The following is a 23,006-nucleotide window of genomic DNA, read 5'->3' on the forward strand; positions in this document are numbered from 1 at the left end:
TATGGATAACTCTCTATGGCTTGATAACTTTCTCAACATGTATCGAGAACTCGGAACCGACAATTTCGACGTGCTTAAGACGGTTTATCACCCTGATATTGAATTCCAAGATCCGCTGCATCATGTCAGCGGTATTTCGGCGCTTACGCACTACTTCGAGAACCTCTACACCCAAGTAACCAGCTGTTACTTTCATATCGAACACACTTTCGAAGCGAACGACGAAGCTTCCGTTTACTGGACGATGCAGTTTGCTCACAAGCAATTAAATGGGCAAAAGCCAATCGAAGTACAAGGACACAGCCATCTCAAGATGCTCGACGGTCAAGTGATTTACCACAGAGACTACCTCGACGTCGGTTCTATGTTGTATGAACACATTCCAGTACTGGGCTGCGCGATAAAATCCATCAAAAAGAGAGCGAGTCGATAATGCATATTATGATTACAGGCGCGACCTCAGGTATCGGCCAATCCCTAGCTAAAGATTACGCTCAGCAAGGGCATCAGGTGATTGCTTGTGGCCGCAATCCAGACAAACTGCAAGCCTTAGTTGATTCTCACGATACAGACATCGCGCATTCATCAATTACACCGCTCTGTTTCGATCTGACTGATTACCACAACTTTCCAGAACTCGACCAAGACAAGCCGCTCGATCTGCTGATTTTAAATGCGGGTGATTGTGAGTACATCGACGACCCAGTGAATTTTGATGCCGAGCTTTTTGAGCGCGTCATCAACATAAACCTAATTTCAATTGGCTACGCCCTTAAAGCTTGGTTAAAAAACATCAAGCCCGGCGGCCGTTTGGTTTTAGTCAGCTCCAGCGCCAGCTTTTTACCTTTGCCAAGAGCCGAGGCTTATGGCGCTTCAAAGGCAGCCCTCACCTACTTAGGCAGAACACTTTCGGTTGATCTGGCAACGCACAACATTCATGTCTCAATTGTGCACCCTGGCTTTGTTGAAACGCCATTAACCGAGCGAAATACGTTCTCTATGCCTATGATTATTAGTAGTGAGGCCGCAACTCAGCGAATCGTAAATGGTATCGCTCAAGGAAAGAGTGAAATTGATTTCCCAAGACGATTCATCATGTTGATGAAGCTACTAAGAATGCTTCCAACTCCAGTTTGGCAAAAACTCGCTTCAAGGATGGTATAACAATGAAGAAAATCGCCATTATTGGTTCAGGTATCTCTGGACTCACTTGCGCGCATATATTAGATAAGCACCACGACGTAACAGTATTCGAAAAGAACGATTACGTTGGGGGCCACACCGCGACCGTTGATATTGAACATCAAGGCTCGGCGTTTTCGATAGATACAGGTTTCATCGTATTCAACGATCGAACCTACCCGAATTTCAATCAGCTTCTAGAACAACTCGGTGTCGAAAGGCAACCGACTGAGATGAGCTTCAGCGTCCACAACACCACCACTAAGTTCGAGTACAACGGCCACAGCATTAATTCGTTGTTCGCGCAGAGGAGCAACATCTTCAAACCTCAGTTCTGGTCTTTAGTGTCTGACATTCTCAAGTTCAACAAGCTGTGTAAGGCTCAGTTTGAAAGCAATGAATTCACACCAGACGTTACCCTCGGCAGCTTCCTACGCGATAATCAATTTTCCGACTTTTTCAGTCAGCACTATATCCTACCGATGGGCGCGGCGATTTGGTCGACAAGCTTGGAAGAGATGGAAGAGTTTGAGCTCAAGTTCTTCATCCAGTTTTTCTACAACCACGGATTGCTCGATATCGCGAACCGTCCTCAGTGGTATGTGATTCCAAAGGGATCGCGTTCTTATGTTGAAATCATCCTTTCACGCTTAAACAAACCCGTTGCACTCAATACATCGATTAAACAAGTGACTCGCCAAGAAACAGGCGTCACGATTGAATTTGAAGATGGCAGCGCACAAGACTTCGACGAAGTAATCTTTGCTTGCCACTCAGACCAAGCCTTACGCTTGCTTGGTGATGCAACAGAACAAGAGCAACAGGTACTGGGCGAGATCCCATACAGCCGCAATGAAGTGGTTCTGCACACCGATACTCGCTTGTTACCAGACAGAAAACTGGCTTGGGCAAGCTGGAACTACATGTTAGATGGCGACAGTAAACGACCTGCCTGTGTCACGTACAACATGAACATTCTGCAAGGCATCGAAAGCCAAGACACCTTCTGTGTCACCTTGAATCAAAGCGAAGCCATCGACCCAGAAAAAATTATTCGCAGCTTTGTTTATCATCACCCGGTACTTAATTCGAACACGGTCGAAGCTCAGCACAAGCGTGAGCAAATCTGTGGCAAAAACCAGACGCACTTTGCTGGCGCTTATTGGTATAACGGCTTCCATGAAGACGGTGTCCACAGTGCACTCGATGTGACCAAACGCTTCGGTTTAGATTTGAGTACGAGTTCCGCGCTATGAACAGTCAAACCCTGACACCCGAGATGGGGATCGCATCCGAAAAGAGTGAAGAGCTCAGCGGTATCTATTGGGGTAACGTCAGACATCGCCGCTTTGGCGACATCACTCATGAGTTCAGCTATCAGCTGTATATGATGGGGTTAGATCTTGATGAGCTGCCCCAAACCACAGCGCGCAGTGCGCTGTTCGGAACTCGTTGGTACAACCCGATTCGCTTTGTCGAATCGGATTATCTCGCTGAAAAAAAAGAAAATGTCACCACGGATGAACCAAAATCACTTAAGCAACGTATAGCTTCCAAAGTGCAACAACTTGGTGGGGTTTGGTCTGATTCAAACCGTGTGACGATGCTGGCTCAGTGCCGCTGTTTAGGCATCTACTTCAGCCCAATCAACTGTTTCTTCTGTTATGACGAAACTGGAGACTGTAAGTACATGTTGGCTGAGGTGAGTAACACGCCTTGGCGAGAAAGACACTACTATCTCATCGACATGCACCAAGAATTGAAGGTAAAAAAAGAGTTTCACGTTTCGCCGTTCATGGATTTGAACATGACTTATTTTTGGAAGATTAAGCCACCAGCGAAACGCACGTTAGTTCACATCGAAAGCCGCCGAGACGACAAGCTTTTCGATGCGACACTGGCTCTGACGAAGCAGTCAGTAACCAAGACAAACATTAGACGAACGGTATTCAAGATTCCGGCGATGACGATAAAAGTCGTGATGGGAATTTATTATCAGGCTCTCAAATTATTCCTGAAAAAAGTACCGTTTGTGGCGCATCCAGACTCAACGTCTTAAGCGCACATGAAAGAACTCAATTGAAGCTTGGGTTCGCTCCAATCAAGGAGCAGAACTCAGCTTAGTTGGCACAAAATATTAGAATGAGTTATCAGCGAGGTTTACATGGAACAGCTTGCCAAACAAAACAACAATATTGAACAACAAGCTAAAGCCGTTGCTGTTTCAAGCAACTGTAAATATCGAGCTTTAATCTTCAAGGTGTTAGAAAGCCTGCAATTCGCGACGCTCGAGATCATTGAGCGCGACCAGCATTCGGTGTTCGGTGATCGAGAAGCAGACTTGAAAGGTCGAATCGTGATTCATGATGCGACCTTTTTTAGAGATGTGGTCATCAACGGCAGTATCGGCGCATCTGAAGCATACATCGATGGTAAATGGACCAGCCCAAACCTCACGCGTGTGATTCAAATCATGGCTCGTAACCAAGCCCAATTGGATGAGCTTGATGACAAGACACAATGGATTTCTCGCATCAAAAACCTATTGCTGCGCCGTAAGAATGCCAACACCGAGCAAGGCTCTAAGCGCAACATTCTCGCCCACTACGATATTGGCAACGAGCTGTATGAGCGCTTCTTAGACAGCTCAATGCAATACTCTTCCGCAATCTACAGCGAAGACGCAGAAACCTTGTCGAAGGCTCAACAAAACAAAATGAAAACCATCTGTGAGCGACTAGAACTGTCTGAGAAAGATAGCGTGGTCGAGATAGGCACAGGGTGGGGCGGCTTAGCCATCTTCATGGCGCAACACTACGGTTGCCACGTCACCACTACCACGATCTCAGATGCCCAACATGCACTTGCTGAACAGAGAGTAAAAGCGCTTGGTTTAACCGACAAAATCACCCTGCTCAAAGAGGATTATCGCAATCTCACTGGTGAGTATGACAAGTTGGTTTCGATCGAGATGATAGAGGCGGTCGGACATGAGTATCTACAAACCTTCTTTGAAAAATGTTCCTCGCTACTTAAGCCCTCAGGCAAGATGCTGATTCAAGCAATTACTATTGCTGACAGCCGTTACGACAAATACCGTAAAGGTGTCGACTTTATTCAGAAGTACATCTTCCCCGGCGGTTGCCTACCTTCTGTTTCAGTGATGACCCAACACCTTGCGACCAGCACCGACCTTGTGGTTCAAGAAATTGATGACATTGGCCTGCACTACGCTCGAACGCTGAATGATTGGAACATCGCCTTTGAAAATAGTTGGGAAGAGCTAGAGTCTCTCGGCTATTCAGAAGAGTTTAAACGCTTATGGACCTTCTACTTCTGCTACTGTGAAGGCGCCTTCAAAGAGCGCGTGATTAGCACTCATCATGTAGTCGCAAGAAAACCTCGTTACTTTGGAGAAAAAGATGAAGCGGTTTTGGATTATTAATCTCGTACTGTTTCAAGCGACCTGGGTTTGCAGTGCTTTCTTTACCGCGCAAGCCCCGTTCGTCACACCACTGATTGTAGTGGTTCACTTCCTTCTATCACCGACTCGCAGTAGCGATTTGAAGATACTCATTTTATTACCATTGGGGCTATTGCTTGATAGCCTCTTACTCCACTTCGGCGTGTTTGCCGTCGACTCTGAAATTGCGAATCAATCGTGGTTCCCGGTGTGGCTTGTCTGCCTGTGGATCATGTTCTTAATCAGTTTTAACCACAGCCTAAATTGGCTTTTAAAATGCTCGAAAGTGATCTTGTTTGTCATAGGGTTCGTAGCAGGTACTAGTAGTTATTGGGGAGGCATCAAAGCAGGTGCTCTTCTTACTACTTGGCCAGATGCATCGGTAGTTGCTGCCCTTGCAATAAGTTGGGGGATTTTGTTGCCCTTACTGGTGGCCGCCTACTCCAACTTAATACAACCTAAAATGGCAATAACGAGGTGACTTATGGCTTATCCACGCAACCCGACACAAACGTTCAAACCTGAGCGAGGTATTGTTCGCGCTCATCAGCAAGCAAAAAACACACTTCTAAGCTTTATTACTCTCCCGTTAATCTTTGCTGCGCTGTTATTTGCCGGACACGCTAGAGCCTCTGCTGTCGATGATCTGACCAAACGTGGTGAGGGTGAAATGAGTTACCTGTTTTGGACTCTCTACTCGGCAGAATTCTACGCGACTCCAACCAATTCCGAACGAGCTTTGAAGCTTGAGTATTACCGCTCTATCGATAGCAAAGACCTCGTAGACGCTACCGAAGATCAGTGGAACAAGCTTGGCTACTCTGACAGCAACATTCAACGTTGGTTGAAACCCTTGTACGCGATGTGGCCGAACGTGGAAGAAGGAAGCACACTCACGATTCGTGTCGCTGAAGATAACGTAAGTCGTTTTTATTTCGATGAACAACCGATCGGCACCATCCAAGACAAGCAATTTGGTGAAGCCTTTCTAGCGATTTGGTTGTCTGAAAACACCTCTGAACCCGGTCTTCGTAAACAACTTTTAGGTTTGAACAAATGAATCCAAAAACAACAATAATAAAATTTGCTCTGGCATTTTTTTCACTCACTTGGCTAGTGGGCTGTGGCTCTGCAAGTTTAGAAGACCATGTCGACACAACGCCAGAGCTCAAGCTTGAAACCTTTTTTAATGGCGAGCTAATGGCCTACGGCATGGTGCTAGACCGCTCTGGTAACTTACTGCGCCGCTTTGATGCCAAACTGATCGCGACTTGGGACGGTGACAACGGAGAAATAAAAGAGTGGTTCTCTTTTGCTGATGGCGAGCGCTCAACTCGCGTTTGGAATCTGATCAAAACGGGCGAAAACACCTATTCTGGGACTGCCAACGATGTCGTCGGAACCGCTTATGGTGAAACCCAAGGTTCTGCGCTGTATTGGAAATATGATCTAGAAATTGAAGTAGACGGCAGCACCTATGAAGTGGTGCTCGATGATTGGATGTTCTTAATGGACGATAAACGCTTGTTCAACAAGACTGAGATGTCTAAGTTTGGCTTTAAAGTCGGAGAGGTCATCTTATACATCGAGAAGATTTGATGTAACTGCCGTTTCTGATTCTTAGTTTTAAAACGATGACTACATCTACAGTACGTAACAAAACAGCCCACAACGAAAATTGTGGGCTGTTTTGTTTGATCCCTCGAATAGCATACCTGCATGCTCAAGCCATTGTGCTAAGATGCGCCACCAGCATACAAATGGACTAGACTGACACTAAGCAGTCCCCATTTGTTTCGCTAAGCGTAGATTCCCTACCATGAATAATTGAAAAGGCTTTAAAGCATGAGCAAGTTGACCTCAGCGGAGCGTAAAGCTCGCGACAATGAACGTTTCTCACAACGCGTAAACGACCGCAGAGAAAAAGGTGAAGACGTAGTTGCTTACGCACTGACCAACAAAAAAGCTGTAAAATTCCTGACTAAGTCAGAGAAAAAACGTTTCAACGAAACGAGAGCGACTCTGCAAGAAGAGAAGCGAGTGAAAGAACAAGAAGAGCTTAACCGAATCGAAGACGCGTTCACGATCAAACAGTTCGACGACGAATAATCACTTATGATTACTCAAAAGCGCTGGCTCTATGCCGGCGCTTTTACTTGTTAGTTCTGCTACTTTTTGGCTGTGTTATTTCTGACCAAACCCGTCGATTCTTAACGGCTTTCCCCCACTTTCTTAGCTCAGCCTTACCGCTCGACCGATCACCCAAGCTATTAACCTATCAACCTATCAACCTATCAACCTATCAACCTATCAACCTATCAACCAGGCTATCGATCAACTTTAGCCATAGATCTCAGAAAATCTTAGCCTAGCCCCTTACTATCTCGAATCAACTCTACAAATTGAAGACAGTATGATTTTAATTACCGGATCAAGCAGCGGTTTAGGCGCAGCTCTCGCGAAACAATATGCTAACGCCGACGCTCAGCGCGTAGCCATTACAGGTCGCAATGCACAACGTTTAGCAGAAGTGGCGCAAGGCCTACCGGCGAATACCATTAGCCAAGCGTGTGATCTCTGTGACCCGCACTCAGTGAGCGAGTTATTGGATGCGTTACCTGAAATGCCGAAGCTGGTGATCCACAGCGTTGGCAGTGGGTACTTCGGTAAGATAGAACAGCAAGATCCAACCATCATCAGCGACATGCTGAAGAACAATATTGAGTCTTCGATCTTTTTGATTCGCGAGCTTGTGCAGCGCTACAAAGATCAATCGGTCACCATTGCAGTGGTGATGTCGACGGCGGCCCAAGGTGCTAAAGCGGAAGAGTCCACCTACTGCGCGGCAAAATGGGCCGTGAAAGGCTTTATCGAATCGGTGAGGTTGGAGCTAAAAGGTCACCCGATGAAAATCGTGGCGGTTTACCCTGGAGGAATGGCGACCGAGTTTTGGAATACAAGCGGTAAAGACATGGATACCTCGAGCTTTATGACCGCGCAAGAAGCCGCTCAGATGCTACAACAGGCGTTGACCAGCACAGAGCATGGCTTCGTATCAGACATCACGATAAACCGCGGCTAGTGCTTAGATAGAGCTACAAGGAAATAGAGCCGCGAGACAATTATTTGTGAGGGTGAGCATGAAAGTGTGCGACAATGCTCGGCGTAAATTCATATTCAAGGTTTATTATGAAACTTCTAGTTCGTAACCTATCGCGCTCTACCTCTGAGCAAGACATCCGTGTGCTATTTTCTGAGTTTGGCTCAGTAAAAGAGTGCAGCCTAGTTTTAGACCAAGAAACTGGCGACTCAAAAGGCTTCGCTTTTGTTGAAATGCCAGAGCAAGAAGAAGCTAAAGCGGCACTAAACAAGCTGAACTTGTCAAAGCTTGGCAAAAACACGATTCGTGTAAAAGTAGCGAACTCTTAATCGATTCAATGCTTCATCAGCCGCATGGCTTAGCTTAACAGCAGCACAGATGATAAAGCCCGTAACGATATGACGTTTTCCAGCGCAATATCGTTACGGGCTTTTTGCTGCTCGCAATTCTCTTTTCACACGATTTGAATACGCCTACAGACCTTCATGTTCATCAATAGCACGTCTTGCTTCGGCCATTGAACATCCAGATTCCATCACCAGCTGAGCCACAGTCATTGAAGGTGTAGCGGCCAACAGAGATGCCAAACACACCACGGGTTTAGGCAGCACTTTGTCGATTGCAATTGCTATCCAACCGTCTTTTTCATGGGTTAACATCGTTTTAAATTCAACGAGTTGATACTCTTGAGCGACCAACAGCCAATTACGCGAACGACGAACTCGTTTCAACTGACATCCACATTCCGCAGCATTCACCATCACTTGGCTTTTATCACTCACACGATGTACAAAACTATTCAATGGGACGCTAAACATAACTCTCTGCTAATCAATCTATTCCTACCATTCAAGAGCTCTCTACCTATCTCTCAAAACTTTCTAACTGTCACTCAATTAAAACCGTACGTAGGATTACACAGACACAAAAAAACCGCCAGTGATGCACTAAGCAACCTCGCGGTTTTTGGATGTTAACGTGTGTGGTTTACGCTTTAGTTTCTACCACAATGTCCGTTTTTACCGAGTTCGCGATAAAGCAGTTTTTGTGCGCCAAGTGGTGCAGTTTGTCGAGCTGCTTGGCGGTGGGCTTTTTGGTACCTAAAAACACAATTTTAGGGCGCAGAGTCACCTTAGTGACCGATGAGCGGCCAGATTCATCTTCTTCCAACACACCAATCGCATCATCGACATAGGAGTCGATCACGTACTTCTGCTTTGCGGCAATGCCCAAAAACGTCAGCATATGGCAGCTAGAAAGTGCCGCGATAAACGCTTCTTCTGGATCAACATTCGCTTCCACCGAAAACGGCAGTGGCACAACATGTGGAGAGGACGAAGCAGGCACAGTGACACCACCATCGAACTCCCACGTATGACCTCGACTGTATTGATTGTCGCTAAAGACTTCATCTTCTGCTTTTTTCCAGCGAATGATCGCTCCGTATTCAGACATAATTCCTTCCTTTTTTATGCTCAATAAATTAACGATCAGCTGGATGATTGACACCATCGTTGGTCACCACATCACCAATATCAAAAGGGTTTACCCCTTCCAAACAGCCGATGTTAAAACCGTATTCATTTGGGCTAGAACGGCGTTGATGATGGGTATAGATGCCGCAGTTTGAGCAGAAATAATGCTTTGCGGTGTTGGTATTGAATTGATAAAGCTTGAGATGCTCCGCACCTTTGAGGATCTTGATGCCGTCCAGTGCAACAGAGCCCACAATCGCTCCCCTGCGACGACAGATAGAGCAATCACAGCGGCGTGGTTTTTCTATCCCGTTAGGTAAGCTGAACTCTAGTTCAACCGCACCGCAATGGCAGGTTGCCTTGAGAAAAGGTTGGATAACCGTATCTCCGACGACTTTCATTTTTCTCTCCAATCACATCCTTATGTTGGTCGTATCATAACCAGTTCAATGTTCTCTGTCCGTACCCGGGTGTTGAGTTCGAGAGATCTGTCATGCGCTGCTTCTCGGCTAATCTAACTAGACTTTTCAACCAAATCGCCAAACCGCTCAAACAAGAAATCAAGAAACAACCGGATACGCTTGGGCTGATATTTCTTGCTGATGTACACCACATTCAAATCGGCACTCGACACCGACATCGTGGTGTTGAAGTTCTTCATGTAGCCATTAAGCAGCGTCACAAGGCGCTGGTTATTGATGTCGCCTTGCACATCCAGTACCGATTTAAGAGCAATGCCCTCGCCTTTTAATGCCCAGTAGCGAATCACTTCGCCATCGTCTGAAAATCGCTTTGGAACAACAGTAATCGACTTCTTCATATCATGATCTTGGAAGTGCCATGTCTTGAGCTCTTCATTGCTGCGCAGCATAGCTAAACAATCGTGATCAACCAAATCTTGTGGTGTTAACGGTGTCCCATGCTTGGCAAGATATCCAGGAGAAGCACACAGCACACGTCGGCTTGGTGACAAGCGTCTGGATATCAAACTGCTGTCGACCAATTCACCATAACGGACCACGATATCCATGCCAGATTCAGCAATGTTCGAGAGGTTATCGTTCAAGTAGAGGTAAGGGATCACGTCGGGATATTGCTGACAGAACTCAGAGAGAATCGGAAGAATGTACTGCTTTCCGATGTCTTTCGGCGCGGCGATTTTGAGTGGACCTTTGACCTCTTTGACGCCATTTTGGATCAGGTTTTCGGCCTCACTGACATTATCCAATATCTCCAGACACGCCTTGTGATACAGCTCGCCAGAGTCGGTTAAAGACACATGGCGCGTACTTCGATTCAACAACTTCACACCATATCGCTCTTCCAGCGCTTGAAGCCTTGCTGTCATGGTCGCAGGTGATAAACCCAGTTCGCGCCCAGCCGCCGCTAACCCGTGATGCTTAACAATACTGACGAACATCGCCATATCTGAAAACTTATCCATACGATTCTCGCTTCCGTCTCTTCGTCTTACTTCTCGATCTTAATGCTCGATCTGAATACTCAGCGACACTATTCAGATTAACCGAATAATGAATTTATATTTTAACCAATTATCAAATTTAGTCGAATAAATATAATGACAAACATCAACAGAACAACGCAGGAATTCAGAGCATGACTAACGAATCGACTAAACAAGAGAAACACACTTTCGTCATCATTGGTGGCACATCAGGTATCGGCAAGGCACTCGCGATGAAATTGAGAAACGAAAACAACACAGTGCACGTCGCTAGCCGACATACAGGCCTTAATATCAGCAATGAAAAGTCAATTTGTGAATACTTCGAATCGATTGGCGTGTTTGACCACTTAGTCGTAACGGCTGGCTCATCCGCTCCCGCAGGAAAAGTAACAGACGTAGCAACCGCAGACGCTAAGACAGCTTTTGACACTAAGTTTTGGGGCAGCTTAAACGTAGCAAAACATGCCTCACGCTACATGACGCCAAACGGCTCTATCACCTTCACAACTGGCATGTTGTCACGCAAAGTTGTTGCTGGTACTTACGTAAAAACCGCCATCAACGCCGCACTAGAAAGCGTAACCAAAATACTGGCGAAAGAGCTATCACCCATTCGAGTCAATGCCGTTAGCCCGGGTTTAACCATGACGGAAGCCTACAAAAACATGGACGATTCCGCTCGTACAAGCATGTACGACAACGCCAAAAACAACCTACCCGCAGGCAAGGTTGGCGAGCCTTCAGAGATAGCCATGGGTTACCTGTTCGCAATTAATAACCCATACGTCACAGGGTCAATCATCGACATCGATGGCGGCGCTCTACTCGGCTAACACTCCGCAAAGAAGCAAAGACATAAAGAACAATCGTTAGGGCGTGTATCTCACGTCCTAACAAACAAGAATTTACATAGGTAGATCATCATGAAACAAGAAACCGTCAACCAAGAAACTATCCATAAAGAAACTACCCATAAAGAAAAGATTCCATTCCAAGTTTGGATACTGACACTCGCTGCATTTGCAATCGGCACGGCTGAGTTTGTTATCGCAGGCATTCTTCCACAGATCGCCACATCACTTTCAATCACAGAAGGTCAAGCTGGCTACCTTATCAGTGCTTACGCGTTGGCTATCGTTATCGGCGGCCCGATCTTAACAATCTACCTTGCGCGCTTTAATAAGAAGATAGTGCTGATTGGCTTAATGGCACTGTTCATTATTGGCAACGTGTTATCCGCCTTAGCGCCAAGCTATCCACTTCTACTGGCAAGCCGTGTGATCGCAGGCTTAGTGCAAGGCCCTTTCTATGGCATCGGTGCGGTTGTCGCAACCAACTTAGTGTCTGAAAAAATGGCAGGTCGTGCCGTTGGCCAAATGTTCGCAGGCCTAACAGTCGCTAACGTTCTTGGCGTTCCAGCGGGAACTTGGGTTAGCTTGCAATTCGGCTGGCACACCACTTTCTTTACCGTGGCTGCACTTGGCACGATTGCGATGATTTCTATTCTAACGTCAATCAAATCGACTGGTCACAGTGAAGCAAAAGACATCAAAACTCAGCTGTTAGCGTTCAAAAACCCAATGCTGCTGATCAGCTTGGCAATCACTGCTTTTGCTTGGTCTGGCTTCATGACGCTTTACGGATACCTTGCGCCAATCGCTATGCACATCACCGGCTACGGTCAAGAATCTGTTACTTGGATCTTAGTGATTGTGGGTGTCGGCTTAATCATCGGTAACACCTTGGGCGGACGCTCTTCAGATAAAAACCTAGGCAAAGCTTCAATGTTTTGGGCCGTCGCAATGATCGTGTCATTGGCTGTAGTTGGCCTTGTGGTAGACAACAAAATCCTATTCGTTGCAGCGGCATTTGTCTTTGGTATTGCATCATTTGCGAACGTTCCAGCCATGCAACTTCGAGTGATGAACAACGGTGGCGAAGGCCAAGAGCTAGCAGCAACCGCGAATATCTCAGCGTTTAATTTAGCCAATGCCTTTGGTGGATTCCTTGGTGGCATGGTACTCGACAGCCAGTTAGGCGCTGGAATGATTCCATTCGCAGCCGTTGTTGTCCCTGTCATTGGCTTGCTACTTATCGCCAAAGCTAACCGAGCTGAAAAGCCACAGAGCAACTCTATTTTCAGCCCAGCAGAAAGCAAATAACGCGACTTATAGCCCCAATACAAAAAGAAAGATCACAGCATTAAAACAAGGTAGAAACCATGAACAAATTATTCGAAGCATCAGAACTGAAAGGCCTAGCACTACAAAACCGCGTGGTTATGGCACCCATGACACGCGCTCGTACTAGCCAACCTGGAAACGTGCCAAACGACATGATGGCAACCTATTACCAACAACGCGCAAGTGCAGGGCTGATCATCACGGAAGCAACGCAGATCTCTGATGACTCTCAAGGTTACTCATTCACACCCGGCGTTTATACCGATGCACAAATCGAAGGTTGGAAGTCAGTAACAACAGCAGCAAAAGCACAAGGTGCCGCGATATTCTGCCAGCTATGGCATGTAGGCCGAGTATCACACCCTACCTTTCAAAAAGGCGAGTTACCGATTGCACCTTCTGCATTAGCTCCAATAGAAACGCAGGTTTGGATCTCTGATGAGAATGGTAACGGCAACATGGTGGATTGCATCCAACCAAGAGAGATGACCCAAGCAGACATCGATCGTGTTGTTCAAGATTTTGCTAACTCAGCGAAAAAAGCTGTCGAGGCAGGGTTCAACGGAGTGGAAATCCACGGTGGTAATGGCTACCTCATCGATCAATTCCTAAGAACCAATTCAAATAAGCGCACCGACAACTATGGTGGCAGTCGTGAGAACCGACTTCGCTTTCTAATTGAAGTCGTGGATGCGGTAATTGATGCGATTGGTGCCGATAAGGTGGGTGTTCGTTTAGCTCCGTTCATCACCTTCAAAGACATGAACTGCCCAGACATCGTGCCAACGATTTTAGAAGCATCAAAGGCGCTGCAAGCGCGTGACATCGCTTACTTGCACCTATCAGAAGCCGACTGGGATGATGCACCGATTATCCCTGAAAGCTTCCGTGTCGAGCTAAGAGCCTTGTTCTCTAACACCATCATCGTTGCCGGCAGCTACACACCAGAACGCGCCGAAGAAGTGTTAAGCAAAGGCTACGCTGACCTTGTCGCATTTGGTCGCCCATTCGTAGCTAACCCAGATCTCGTATCACGCCTACAAAACGGCAACGAACTATCCGATCTCGACGGCGCCACTCTGTTCGGCGGCAACGAAAAAGGCTATACCGATTACCCAGCATTGTAGTGAATTTGGAGGAAATGTTTCTAATCACTAGAAACATTTCCTTCAGGCAAAAGAAAGGCTCGCGTGACTAGTGCGAGCCTTATGCAGTTTAGGGGGTAAACCACAATCTGATATTAATCTGGGACTAATTATTTAACTTATGAGCCATTATGCACTTGTGCGCATTGATATTCTATTTTTAAATGATTCACTGCAATTAATCAATCGATAAAAGTTAGCGTTTGGTCAATTTAAACCACATAGGTAACAGTGATTTAGTGAGTGATGTCTAGAAAACCATCATAAAACCCATAAAAATCAGATCTATAAACTTCTCATTTGCCAGTAACCTTCACCATTAGTCGCGAGTTGGCTGTGTAAATAATCGAGCGTATCTGCGACCGTTCCCGCAATGCCTTGTGGTGGATTGAACAACAGCAAACCACTGCCGATCAGGCGATCATCACCCTTGGGATCTCGAAGGCGAAGTTCCGACTTGATCGGACTTGGTAGCAAACCATCTTTCACCGCTGTCACGCAGTGGTTCAAAATCAGTGAGCTCTTATCATCCGTGTAAAGCGGGTACCAAATTAATGCTGATACCTTCTCAGATTGCTGATACGCCTTAACTAAGGCATCAATCACCGCGAGATATTCTGAATCGGTTTCATAGGGTGGATCGATAACAATCAGATGGTGGCTGTCATGTTTAGCTACGTCATCAGGTAACGCTTTAAGCCCATCACCTGCGCTAATCGTAAGCTTGCTTGAAATATCCAGGTTACATTGTAACTTCTCAATATTGGTTTGCAGTAAATCAGCTTCATCTTGCTGAATGTCTGAAAAATAAAAACTATCTTGGCTGCGACCTTGTTGGTAAGTGATGGCGGCAGAACCCGGATACAAAGAGATAAGTTGATTCGGATTGTAGTATTCCAGTACCGACATAAAAGAAGCGAATGCCGGAGGAAGATAAGCCTTATTGCGCCACAAGTACCCGACCCCCTCAGCAAACTCACCAGCATGATTACTGGGTGCAGTAGTGAGGTCATAACACCCTGTACCAGAGTGCGTGTCGATAACATTGAGGCGTGAATGTTGCTGCATTAATGACTGAACAAGTGCACTCAATACTGGATGCTTTAGCGCATCACCATGGTCGCCTACATGACATTGATGTCGATATTCCATTCCCTTGCCTCATTTCTACGAACGTCATCTAAACATACTTCATATCATGAGGGCTTGCCTGCTCAATCCATCGTTTTTTGAAATAGGCTCTCTTTTCTGTAACTGTTTGACTCTTATAAAAAATAAAGCCCCTCGTTTTGTTATAAACGAAGGGCTTATTGACGTTACTGACTAAGTCGTACTGTTAACCAATAGATAACCTAACGGTACTCGCCCTCAACTTCTACCGGCGCTTTCACTTGGTAGTGACAAGGCTGTAGACCAAGTAACTTAGGCAGTGTGATACCTACTGAAACTGAAGACCACGTACCGCTGACAATACCTACAACCAGTGCAATCGCGAAACCTTGCAGCGCAGCGCCACCAAGTAGCCAAAGCGCAGATACGGTGATTAGGGTTGTACCTGAGGTCACCATGGTGCGTGAGAAGGTCGCTTTAACCGATTCGTTAAGCAGGTTATCAGTGTCACCATTTGGATTACCACGCAGCATTTCACGAACACGGTCGGCAATGATGATCGAGTCATTCAATGAATAACCTAAAATCGCCAACACAGCCGCTAACACAGTCAGGTTGAACTCGAACTGAGTAAAAGCGAACAGACCCAAGATAAGCGTCACGTCATAGATGATTGCGGCTAGGGCGCCGAGTGCTAAACGCCATTCAAAACGTACACTCAGGTACAGCATGATCATTAGGAAACACACCAATACCGCTAAGCCACCTTGGTCAACCATGTCTTGACCGACTTGAGGGCCAACCACACTGCTGTTAAGCACTTTTACTTGGTCGCTGACAGAAGACAAAGCATCCACTAAGTTTGGCTGTGGGGCATCTGTCAGTTGGCTATAACGGATTGTCCAGCGATCCTGTTCTGCCATACCAACCACTTGCACATCTTGTTGGAAGGCCGTATCAAGTTTTGTTTTTAACGCATCTTTGGTGACTTGATCAGAGAGCTGAACCTCGGCAACCACACCACCTGTGAAGTCCAAGCCCCAGTTAAAACCTTTCACCGCCACCAGCATCACAGAGCTCATGAACAGCACAATAGATATCGCAGACATCACCTTACGAAGGCGAGTCATATTCTTATCCGAAATATAGCTATTTGAAAAATAGCGGTCTGAAATAGTCATTTTTGAAGTACTCATGCTTAAATCCTTACATCGTGGCGTTGGTCACGCCCCCAAACCAAATTGATGATCGCTCGTGAAGCAAAAATGCCCGTGAACATACTGGTTAGAAGACCTAAGCCTAGAGTTAGAGCGAAGCCCTGAATCGGTCCATTACCAATGGTGTATAGAGCCACAGCAACGATCATGGTGGTGACGTTAGCATCGAAAATTGACGAGAATGCGCTATCGAAACCACGATCGATAGAGCTAGCAAAGCTGCGCCCTTCTTTCATCTTGTCTCGAATACGCTCGAAGATAAGCACGTTAGTGTCTACCGCCATACCGACGGTCAGTACCAAGCCCGCAATACCCGGCAGAGTTAACACCGCACCCGGTAGCAAGGCAATCAAACCAAACAACGTGGTCATGTTAACTACCAATGCACAGTTCGCGACCCAACCAAGGCGGCGGTACCATAGCGCCATAAACGTGAGAGTCAGACCAAGGCCAAGAGCCAAAGCAGCAAAGCCATTCGTTACGTTTTCAGCACCCAGAGATGGGCCAATGGTACGCTCTTCAATGATGGTAACAGGCGCAGTTAATGAACCTGCACGTAGCAGTAGAGCAAGCTCTTGTGCTTCTGCCATGCTGCCTGCACCTGTGATTCTGAAACGGCTACCCAGTTGAGATTGGATGTTCGCCACACTGATCACTTCACTGGTTTTTTCGCTGTTACCGGCTCTGTCACGGCTGTATTCGCTGTAAACGGTCGCCATTGGCTTGCCGATGTTATGGCGAGAAAACTCAGACATTTTCTTACCACCAGAAGAATCAAGCGTGATGTTTACTTCTGCACTGCCCATTTCACCAATGCCACTGCGTGCATCGATAATGTGTTCACCGCTCAGCACTGCTTTGCGAGCAACCACTACGCGATTACCATCTGAATCTTTCAGAGTTTGAGTATTGCGCGTTGCGTTGTCGTACACAGAGTAGAACGCTAATGAAGCCGTAGCACCAATCACGTCTTTCGCAGCTGCAGGGTCTTGTACACCCGGTAATTCGATACGGATACGGCTTTCTCCTTGGCGTTGAATCGATGCCTCAGTGATGCCTAGCTCTTCAATACGGCTGCGCATGATCTGTAGGTTTTGTTGAACCGTTAGGTTGCGTAGCGTTCTTTGTTCTTCTTCAGACTGAGTTAACGTTAGCGATTTATCTGAACGGTCACGTTGCCATTGTGGGAACTCTTCACGAATCAGTTTTTGTGCTTTCTCGAAATCGGCATCAGTACGGAAGTTAAATTCAACTTGGTTATTCACCACTTTACCGCGTGCATAACGCACTTGGCTGGTGATTTCATCGACCACAGATTGCGCTTGGGCGTGGTAAACCGGTTCCATGTCCACTTCTAACAGGAACTGCACACCACCACGTAAGTCAAGGCCTAGCTGAATAGGTGCAAAGCCCATATCAGTCAGCCATTTAGGTGCTGCTGGCTCCATCGCTAGTGCAACCGTCGCGTTATCCAATAGGCGCTCATTCAGCACCTCTTTGGCTTTCGCTTGTTGTTCAGCATCTTCTAAGATCACGACTAAACGTTTGTCTTTTTGAAATGCAGATTTGGCTTGGATGCCTTCGCTCGCAAGGTATTGGGTAATTTGACTCGCGTCGATACTCTGTTCAGAACGATTGTTAATTTGAACCGATGCATCTTCGCCATACCAAGACGGTAAAGCACTCAGAACCATGATGATGATAGTGGCGATAAGTACCACGTATTTCCACTTTGAGTAGTGGTTAATTTGTTTTCTTGGAATGCGTTTTTTCACAGTCAAGATCTCTTATTTCTACCAATCACCGTAAATACGTGCTCAAAAATAGCACCAGAAAAAAGCAGTGATCGAGCGCTTTAACCAGCTAGGGTGACCAGTTATTTACTACGATTGGTATAGCTAATATTTTGCGAACACGAGCGATGGCTAATCACGACCAGAACAAGCTGATTGAAAGATAGTGATGCTAAAGCTGATGTCGCTATGTTTGTTTTGATTAACTGGCGAGTTCAACGGGCACAAGTGACCATCGATACGACCAATTTAGGGTCAAACGATTAGCTAAGAAGTTCTCGGAAATGCGAGTATTGGATGTTGCCCTCTTTCCACCCAGCAAGCCGGGAGGACGGAGAACTCACAATGCTGGTCCAGTGCTGCTTGGAATCCAACAATGGTGTGTTGAAAAGCAGAGAAGCCAGTAATGAAGGGGGAGAGAAGTCGATCAGTAGGTGATAAGCAGGCTCAAGATCGGCCACGCTTTCTTGCTCATTACTGAGCATACGTCTGAAGTTTGCTGCTTGAAGGCTTGATTCGGTGTCGTGATAGTTAGAACTGTCACCAGAAGGCACGGTGCCAAACTGAGCCTTATCGCACTCTAAGTAGCTCGACGGATTATCCGTATCAGCTTGTTTACAAAGATCATTCTGTGAAGATTGCTCTTGAGCCGAGTATATTTGAAATGGCTTAGAAGGAAACGAATAGCCGTTAGAATTCACTAAGCCAAAGCTCAGTAAAAACAACATTAAGACTAATCGGGTACCCAGTTTAAGCAATCTAATATCCAAACAACATTCTCGTAGATCGTCAATCTACAATACAAATGAAACGCTGTCTTGATTTAAAACATTTTTTTAGAAAATGATACGATGCAACCGATTAAGCGATCTCAAAATTTAGATTTACATAGATCTAAAACGGCTTAACAACAGGTGAGGCATAGACGTTATGAATGGTGGGAAAACAAGAAAGCCAAGCGGTGCTCGCTTGGCTTTGAGTTGTCTCTTTCTGTTGGTTTCAAGCTTTAGGCTTTAGGCTTTAGGACGCATGATGTTCTTAACCTTACGGCTATCTTCACCAAAGATGCGTTGGACAAGTTGATTCATGTCTTCCGCAGTAATCGACCTCGCCACTCGCTCAACTTGAGACAAAGCTTCGATATCGTAACCATGAAGTAAATAACGAGACAGATACCATGCTTGGTCAATAGAGCTCGTCTCGAGAGGCGTGAAGTCCGCTTCAAACTGTTTCACGACTGCGTGCATTTCCTTTTCAGAGACGCCTTGTAAAAGGTCTGCAATCACTTTATCGATCGCCACTTCGACTTGGTCAACGTTCTCCGGCGCTACCATCGCCCCGATAACCCACTCACCACTCAGCTCACTATCTGCGGATGCTGAATACGCATATGGCGAGTAATCTAAGCTCAACTCTTCACGAATATAGGTATCTAAACGAGTCGCCAGCAAGCGCTGCAGCAAGTCTTCCATGAAAACATCTTTTGCCGACATTTTAACTTCAACGCTAGGCTCAGAGATAACTCGTAGGATGTACTCTGCACTATTCACATTGTTGATCGCTAAATCAATGCGTGATTCAGATGGCTGCTTGTAAGCCACCTTAAATTCAGGAACCTCAGCTTTTTCTAATGGAATCGAAGCCAAGTATTGCTCAACCAAAGGCTTTAATTCACTTGGGTCGATGTCACCCACGATCACCAATTGGTTATGCCTCATTTGACCAAACAATTGCTGATGAAGATTAGCGACGTCTTCCACAGAAACCGCTTCAACACGTTCTTTATCAACAAAGAGGTGGCCACTGTCTTGACGATAGATATTCTGGTTTCTTGCGCGCTCAAACTGACCGACAGGGCTGCTCAAGAAAGATTCTTGACCTTGTACAAACTCCTGTTTCACTGCCTCTAACTGCTCGGGAACAATTTTAGGCGCAGTTATGAAGGTATAAAGCGCAGCAAACGTATCTTTAAGTCCGTCTTTATTGATATTAAATTCAATACCATGACGAGTATTACCAATGAAAGAATCGGCGCTAATATTTTCACGATCAAAGTACGCTAAAAGCTCAGAGCCCGTAAACTCACCGACACCACTTCGAGCGAAGGTAGGTAACGCAACCTCAACAGCTGGGTACAAGCTCGGATCCAAAGCGGCTTTTCCGCCGAGGCTCATGTACATCACCCCAACATCATCACCTGCCTCATAATCACGCAGGTACCACATGTCGATGCCATTGCTTAACGTCCACTTTTGGATGTATGGGTCAATAGACATTTGTTCAGCAAGTACAACCTCGCCTTGCGAGCTAGGTACAGCAAAAGCGCTGGCTGTTCCAATCGCAAGCGGCGCAACTCCCGCCTCGCTATACGTGGCTTTTAAACTATCGAGAGAGTTGATGATCGCGGTTCTGTCTTCGGAGTCATCCATCCCAATAACAATAAAGTAATCATCAGAAAGTAGATTCTTGATGTTGTCGTTAATCACTTCAAGGCTCAAGTTAGCGATGAAAGCTTCCAAGCTTGCTTGATAATCTTTCTGTGATTGGACTATTCGATCATTGACTAACGCACTCACTTTGTAATTCGCGTGTTCAACACTGTCCATTTTATCCCAGTTATGCTCGATGTTATCCAGCAAGTCTTGGTAGTAGTACAGTTCGCCAGCAATATCCGTTTCCGAAACACCAAAATCACGCAATGATGCCAATGTAGAAAGCAGATCTTGTTGGATAACTTCACGGTCTCCAGCCGGAAACCCAACACTTATTGACGAATAGTAAAAAGCGCCCATTCGATAACTATCAGATGCAATCCATTGAGTCGGGAACGCGGCATCATTGAACACCGCTTCTAATCGTCGTTGAATCAATTGCTGAGCGGTTTCATCTAACCTGCGTTGATTCTGCTGAGCATGATTTTCAACTATATTTGAACCGCGGTTAAACGTCAGAGTGATGCTTGGCGCTTCTCTTCCTGCGTACTCAACATAATCATCTTCATTGAATGAGGTCGTTTTCTGTTTCTCTGGTCTCGGCGTATCGCCACGCTCCCAGCTAGAAAACTTTTCTTCAATAAGTGGAATCACAGTTTTGATGTCCACATCACCAGAAACGACCAGCTCAACTATTTGAGGTTGATACCAAGTCTGATAAAAGTTGGTGATGCCTTGAGGAGTAGCATTCACGATCGACGATTTAGTCCCTAATGCATCTTGCGATTCGTACGGGCCGCCTTCAACGAAGTAATCATAATATATATCTCCGAATGACTTATCATCGAGGCGAGCCATACGGAACTCACCAAGAACCACGCCTTTTTCTTTTTCGACTTCTGAACTTGATAGATCCAGGCCATCACCAATGTCACGCATCCACGTCAAAGCAGACTGCAATTGGATGTTATCTGGCAAATCTAACTGGTAGACCGTCTCTTCATAAGAAGTGTAGGCATTAATATCAGCACCAAAGCTAGCGCCTGCGTCTTCGAATAGACGAATCACATCGTTCTGAGAGAAGTTTTTACTGCCATTGAATGCCATGTGTTCCAAGAAGTGCGCGTAGCCTTCTTGTTGAGAAGTCTCTTGAATCGAACCGGCGTGCACGACTAAACGAACAGATACGGATTCTTCATGATCTGGATAAACATGATAAGTAAGGCCATTTTCTAGTTGGCCTGAAGTCCATGCCGGATCCGGCTGGATTGGCGTTTCGGTAGTTTTTGATGTTGAGCTACAGCCAACTAAGGTGAGGCATAGAGCCGTCGCTAAATAATATGTTTTCATAACAACCTCTTAATGTCATTCATCGACAATATACAGATTGAGCTAACGATTATTATTTAATATTGAACCTGATGAGTATCTTTGTGATCTAGATCTTTATTTTATAAACCACCAATCGTTATGTAAGATCGCTGTGCTCATTTAAATAGGCATTTAGATAAGAGCCTATTAAATCGATTTTAGACTCGCTAACTACATCTATTTAAAATCAATAAGCTACATAAATTTCAGCCAGTTCTCTACATACCCTTAAACAACGCTTGCGAGGCACGGCTGATCGGTAGCTTTTCCCCTGACACATACGCCGACATCTGACCTGAGAGCCCTTTCTTCACCTTATCAATGGCCGACACTTTAACCACCACCGAGCGATGGATCTGCCAAAACTCATCAGGATTGAGTTGCGCTATCAACTCTTTTAGTGACACGCGAAGAATATACTCCTCTAGCGATCCCCCTTGACCCTTCTTAAATATAGACACGTACTTGTCTTCTGCTTTGAAGTAAGCGACATCATCGACGGCGATTAGGTGAATGTCTTCTCCGACACTGGCTTTGAGCCACGTGAGATACTGGTGCTTGTTTTGTTGGGAAGACGATTGTGATAGCTGTTGAAGCTGAGCCATTAACGCTGTGATATCGGGCTGTACTGAGGTGTCACCAGGCTGTTTTTGACGGCTTAACAAACGCGCTTGCACCTTCTGACATGTGGCCAGTAAGCGCTCTTCATTGATTGGCTTCAGCAGGTAATCCATCGCATTGTGTTCAAAGGCTTTAACTGCGTATTCGTCATAAGCCGTAATAAACACAATCAATGGCGGTGAATCTAGCTTGTTGAGTTGCTTCGCCAGCGAGATTCCATCCAGCTCTGGCATACGAATATCGAGAAAAGCCACGTCGGGCTTAAGCTGCTGAATACTTTGCATCGCCTCCAAACCGTTTTGTGCCTTACTGACGATCTCCAGCTCAGGCCAAACCTCAGCAAGGCTCTTGTCTAAGTGATGCCTTAACAGTGCTTCATCGTCTGCGATAATCGCCGTTACGCTCGGCTGTATTGCTGGGTTATTCATGGTTAGTCCTTTAAATTC

At 45.9% G+C, this 23,006-nt stretch carries 24 protein-coding genes; 14 read left to right on the forward strand and 10 right to left on the reverse strand.

Annotated features, from left to right (window positions below; all coding sequences use genetic code 11):
• Position 1: 1 nt before the first annotated feature.
• The 11 genes from AB6E78_RS14760 to AB6E78_RS14810 all read left to right on the forward strand — a co-directional run bounded on the left by AB6E78_RS14760 (position 2) and on the right by AB6E78_RS14810 (position 8,074).
• Positions 2-433: a nuclear transport factor 2 family protein gene (locus AB6E78_RS14760; protein ID WP_050647550.1), complete on the forward strand. Its 432-nt coding sequence runs from the start codon at positions 2-4 to the stop codon at positions 431-433.
• On the forward strand, positions 433-1,164 hold the full coding sequence (locus AB6E78_RS14765) for an SDR family NAD(P)-dependent oxidoreductase (RefSeq protein WP_136974016.1): 732 nt from the start codon (positions 433-435) through the stop codon (positions 1,162-1,164). The genes AB6E78_RS14760 and AB6E78_RS14765 overlap by 1 nt, the downstream gene beginning before the upstream one ends.
• A 2-nt stretch (positions 1,165-1,166) precedes the next feature.
• Positions 1,167-2,438 (forward strand): NAD(P)/FAD-dependent oxidoreductase, encoded by a 1,272-nt coding sequence (locus tag AB6E78_RS14770; RefSeq protein WP_017065088.1) that lies wholly within the window; start codon positions 1,167-1,169, stop codon positions 2,436-2,438.
• The gene (locus AB6E78_RS14775; RefSeq protein ID WP_017061280.1) at positions 2,435-3,241 is read left to right on the forward strand and encodes a DUF1365 domain-containing protein; all 807 of its coding nucleotides are present in this window, start codon (positions 2,435-2,437) and stop codon (positions 3,239-3,241) included. Before AB6E78_RS14770 ends, AB6E78_RS14775 begins: the two co-directional genes overlap by 4 nt.
• Before the next feature lie 105 nt (positions 3,242-3,346).
• Positions 3,347-4,627, forward strand: a complete 1,281-nt coding sequence (locus tag AB6E78_RS14780) for a cyclopropane-fatty-acyl-phospholipid synthase family protein (RefSeq protein WP_017061279.1) — start codon at positions 3,347-3,349, stop codon at positions 4,625-4,627.
• Complete coding sequence (locus AB6E78_RS14785) at positions 4,605-5,126, forward strand: DUF2878 domain-containing protein (protein WP_017061278.1); 522 nt, start codon at positions 4,605-4,607, stop codon at positions 5,124-5,126. Before AB6E78_RS14780 ends, AB6E78_RS14785 begins: the two co-directional genes overlap by 23 nt.
• Positions 5,127-5,129: 3 nt before the next feature.
• Positions 5,130-5,705, forward strand: coding sequence for a chalcone isomerase family protein (locus tag AB6E78_RS14790; protein ID WP_372073645.1), 576 nt, complete (start codon positions 5,130-5,132; stop codon positions 5,703-5,705).
• Complete coding sequence (locus tag AB6E78_RS14795) at positions 5,702-6,244, forward strand: DUF3833 domain-containing protein (protein WP_017061276.1); 543 nt, start codon at positions 5,702-5,704, stop codon at positions 6,242-6,244. The genes AB6E78_RS14790 and AB6E78_RS14795 overlap by 4 nt, the downstream gene beginning before the upstream one ends.
• Before the next feature lie 246 nt (positions 6,245-6,490).
• Positions 6,491-6,754, forward strand: a complete 264-nt coding sequence (locus AB6E78_RS14800; RefSeq protein WP_017061275.1) for a hypothetical protein — start codon at positions 6,491-6,493, stop codon at positions 6,752-6,754.
• 304 nt (positions 6,755-7,058) lie between these two features.
• A complete protein-coding gene (locus AB6E78_RS14805; protein WP_372133871.1) occupies positions 7,059-7,727 on the forward strand; it encodes an SDR family NAD(P)-dependent oxidoreductase in 669 nt (222 codons plus the stop codon).
• 107 nt (positions 7,728-7,834) lie between these two features.
• Entirely contained in the window at positions 7,835-8,074 is a 240-nt protein-coding gene (locus AB6E78_RS14810; protein ID WP_017061273.1) for an RNA-binding protein, read from the forward strand.
• A gap of 144 nt (positions 8,075-8,218) precedes the next feature.
• Here AB6E78_RS14810 and AB6E78_RS14815 read toward each other — a convergent pair whose 3' ends face one another.
• The 4 genes from AB6E78_RS14815 to AB6E78_RS14830 all read right to left on the reverse strand — a co-directional run bounded on the left by AB6E78_RS14815 (position 8,219) and on the right by AB6E78_RS14830 (position 10,664).
• Positions 8,219-8,563, reverse strand: coding sequence for a ribosome recycling factor family protein (locus tag AB6E78_RS14815; RefSeq protein WP_017061272.1), 345 nt, complete (start codon positions 8,561-8,563; stop codon positions 8,219-8,221).
• Between the two features lie 169 nt (positions 8,564-8,732).
• A complete protein-coding gene (locus AB6E78_RS14820) occupies positions 8,733-9,200 on the reverse strand; it encodes an OsmC family protein (RefSeq protein ID WP_017065091.1) in 468 nt (155 codons plus the stop codon).
• A 28-nt stretch (positions 9,201-9,228) separates the two neighbouring features.
• Complete coding sequence (locus AB6E78_RS14825) at positions 9,229-9,621, reverse strand: GFA family protein (protein ID WP_372133872.1); 393 nt, start codon at positions 9,619-9,621, stop codon at positions 9,229-9,231.
• A gap of 113 nt (positions 9,622-9,734) precedes the next feature.
• Positions 9,735-10,664: a LysR family transcriptional regulator gene (locus AB6E78_RS14830; RefSeq protein ID WP_372133873.1), complete on the reverse strand. Its 930-nt coding sequence runs from the start codon at positions 10,662-10,664 to the stop codon at positions 9,735-9,737.
• Between the two features lie 173 nt (positions 10,665-10,837).
• Here AB6E78_RS14830 and AB6E78_RS14835 point away from each other — a divergent pair, with 173 nt between their 5' ends.
• From AB6E78_RS14835 to AB6E78_RS14845, 3 genes are all read left to right on the forward strand, one after another.
• The gene (locus AB6E78_RS14835; RefSeq protein ID WP_372133874.1) at positions 10,838-11,521 is read left to right on the forward strand and encodes an SDR family oxidoreductase; all 684 of its coding nucleotides are present in this window, start codon (positions 10,838-10,840) and stop codon (positions 11,519-11,521) included.
• Between the two features lie 90 nt (positions 11,522-11,611).
• Positions 11,612-12,850 carry an MFS transporter gene (locus AB6E78_RS14840; RefSeq protein WP_372133875.1) on the forward strand — a complete coding sequence of 413 codons (1,239 nt, stop codon included), beginning with the start codon at positions 11,612-11,614 and terminating at the stop codon, positions 12,848-12,850.
• 59 nt (positions 12,851-12,909) lie between these two features.
• Positions 12,910-13,998, forward strand: coding sequence for an alkene reductase (locus AB6E78_RS14845; RefSeq protein ID WP_372133876.1), 1,089 nt, complete (start codon positions 12,910-12,912; stop codon positions 13,996-13,998).
• Between the two features lie 303 nt (positions 13,999-14,301).
• On the opposite strand, the gene rlmJ is transcribed toward AB6E78_RS14845, so the two are convergent.
• The 6 genes from rlmJ to AB6E78_RS14875 form a co-directional block, all read right to left on the reverse strand.
• The gene (gene rlmJ, locus AB6E78_RS14850) at positions 14,302-15,168 is read right to left on the reverse strand and encodes a 23S rRNA (adenine(2030)-N(6))-methyltransferase RlmJ (protein ID WP_122053278.1); all 867 of its coding nucleotides are present in this window, start codon (positions 15,166-15,168) and stop codon (positions 14,302-14,304) included.
• Positions 15,169-15,368: 200 nt separating this feature from the next.
• Positions 15,369-16,322 carry a protein translocase subunit SecF gene (gene secF, locus AB6E78_RS14855; RefSeq protein WP_102320394.1) on the reverse strand — a complete coding sequence of 318 codons (954 nt, stop codon included), beginning with the start codon at positions 16,320-16,322 and terminating at the stop codon, positions 15,369-15,371.
• A gap of 2 nt (positions 16,323-16,324) precedes the next feature.
• On the reverse strand, positions 16,325-18,124 hold the full coding sequence (gene secD / locus AB6E78_RS14860) for a protein translocase subunit SecD (RefSeq protein WP_372133877.1): 1,800 nt from the start codon (positions 18,122-18,124) through the stop codon (positions 16,325-16,327).
• Positions 18,125-18,399: 275 nt separating this feature from the next.
• Complete coding sequence (locus AB6E78_RS14865) at positions 18,400-18,864, reverse strand: hypothetical protein (RefSeq protein WP_029235281.1); 465 nt, start codon at positions 18,862-18,864, stop codon at positions 18,400-18,402.
• Between the two features lie 285 nt (positions 18,865-19,149).
• Positions 19,150-21,918, reverse strand: a complete 2,769-nt coding sequence (locus tag AB6E78_RS14870; RefSeq protein ID WP_372133878.1) for a M16 family metallopeptidase — start codon at positions 21,916-21,918, stop codon at positions 19,150-19,152.
• Positions 21,919-22,157: 239 nt separating this feature from the next.
• Positions 22,158-22,988, reverse strand: coding sequence for a LytTR family DNA-binding domain-containing protein (locus AB6E78_RS14875; protein WP_136977938.1), 831 nt, complete (start codon positions 22,986-22,988; stop codon positions 22,158-22,160).
• Positions 22,989-23,006: the final 18 nt, after the last annotated feature.

This window comes from Vibrio sp. 10N.247.310.98 (genome assembly GCF_041467395.1).
GTDB lineage: Bacteria > Pseudomonadota > Gammaproteobacteria > Enterobacterales > Vibrionaceae > Vibrio > Vibrio crassostreae_C.

What these genes read in the sequence shown, in the direction of transcription:
- AB6E78_RS14845 (WP_372133876.1), top strand. Translation starts at nt 12,910, where the DNA reads ATGAACAAATTATTCGAAGCATCAGAACTGAAAGGCCTAGCACTACAA.
- AB6E78_RS14815 (WP_017061272.1), bottom strand. Translation starts at nt 8,563, where the DNA reads ATGTTTAGCGTCCCATTGAATAGTTTTGTACATCGTGTGAGTGATAAA.
- AB6E78_RS14780 (WP_017061279.1), top strand. Translation starts at nt 3,347, where the DNA reads ATGGAACAGCTTGCCAAACAAAACAACAATATTGAACAACAAGCTAAA.
- AB6E78_RS14790 (WP_372073645.1), top strand. Translation starts at nt 5,130, where the DNA reads ATGGCTTATCCACGCAACCCGACACAAACGTTCAAACCTGAGCGAGGT.
- AB6E78_RS14765 (WP_136974016.1), top strand. Translation starts at nt 433, where the DNA reads ATGCATATTATGATTACAGGCGCGACCTCAGGTATCGGCCAATCCCTA.
- AB6E78_RS14785 (WP_017061278.1), top strand. Translation starts at nt 4,605, where the DNA reads ATGAAGCGGTTTTGGATTATTAATCTCGTACTGTTTCAAGCGACCTGG.
- AB6E78_RS14800 (WP_017061275.1), top strand. Translation starts at nt 6,491, where the DNA reads ATGAGCAAGTTGACCTCAGCGGAGCGTAAAGCTCGCGACAATGAACGT.
- AB6E78_RS14770 (WP_017065088.1), top strand. Translation starts at nt 1,167, where the DNA reads ATGAAGAAAATCGCCATTATTGGTTCAGGTATCTCTGGACTCACTTGC.
- AB6E78_RS14825 (WP_372133872.1), bottom strand. Translation starts at nt 9,621, where the DNA reads ATGAAAGTCGTCGGAGATACGGTTATCCAACCTTTTCTCAAGGCAACC.
- AB6E78_RS14835 (WP_372133874.1), top strand. Translation starts at nt 10,838, where the DNA reads ATGACTAACGAATCGACTAAACAAGAGAAACACACTTTCGTCATCATT.
- AB6E78_RS14760 (WP_050647550.1), top strand. Translation starts at nt 2, where the DNA reads ATGGATAACTCTCTATGGCTTGATAACTTTCTCAACATGTATCGAGAA.
- AB6E78_RS14805 (WP_372133871.1), top strand. Translation starts at nt 7,059, where the DNA reads ATGATTTTAATTACCGGATCAAGCAGCGGTTTAGGCGCAGCTCTCGCG.
- rlmJ (WP_122053278.1), bottom strand. Translation starts at nt 15,168, where the DNA reads ATGGAATATCGACATCAATGTCATGTAGGCGACCATGGTGATGCGCTA.
- AB6E78_RS14795 (WP_017061276.1), top strand. Translation starts at nt 5,702, where the DNA reads ATGAATCCAAAAACAACAATAATAAAATTTGCTCTGGCATTTTTTTCA.
- secF (WP_102320394.1), bottom strand. Translation starts at nt 16,322, where the DNA reads ATGAGTACTTCAAAAATGACTATTTCAGACCGCTATTTTTCAAATAGC.
- AB6E78_RS14820 (WP_017065091.1), bottom strand. Translation starts at nt 9,200, where the DNA reads ATGTCTGAATACGGAGCGATCATTCGCTGGAAAAAAGCAGAAGATGAA.
- AB6E78_RS14775 (WP_017061280.1), top strand. Translation starts at nt 2,435, where the DNA reads ATGAACAGTCAAACCCTGACACCCGAGATGGGGATCGCATCCGAAAAG.
- AB6E78_RS14870 (WP_372133878.1), bottom strand. Translation starts at nt 21,918, where the DNA reads ATGAAAACATATTATTTAGCGACGGCTCTATGCCTCACCTTAGTTGGC.
- AB6E78_RS14830 (WP_372133873.1), bottom strand. Translation starts at nt 10,664, where the DNA reads ATGGATAAGTTTTCAGATATGGCGATGTTCGTCAGTATTGTTAAGCAT.
- AB6E78_RS14865 (WP_029235281.1), bottom strand. Translation starts at nt 18,864, where the DNA reads ATGTTGTTTTTACTGAGCTTTGGCTTAGTGAATTCTAACGGCTATTCG.
- AB6E78_RS14840 (WP_372133875.1), top strand. Translation starts at nt 11,612, where the DNA reads ATGAAACAAGAAACCGTCAACCAAGAAACTATCCATAAAGAAACTACC.
- AB6E78_RS14810 (WP_017061273.1), top strand. Translation starts at nt 7,835, where the DNA reads ATGAAACTTCTAGTTCGTAACCTATCGCGCTCTACCTCTGAGCAAGAC.
- AB6E78_RS14875 (WP_136977938.1), bottom strand. Translation starts at nt 22,988, where the DNA reads ATGAATAACCCAGCAATACAGCCGAGCGTAACGGCGATTATCGCAGAC.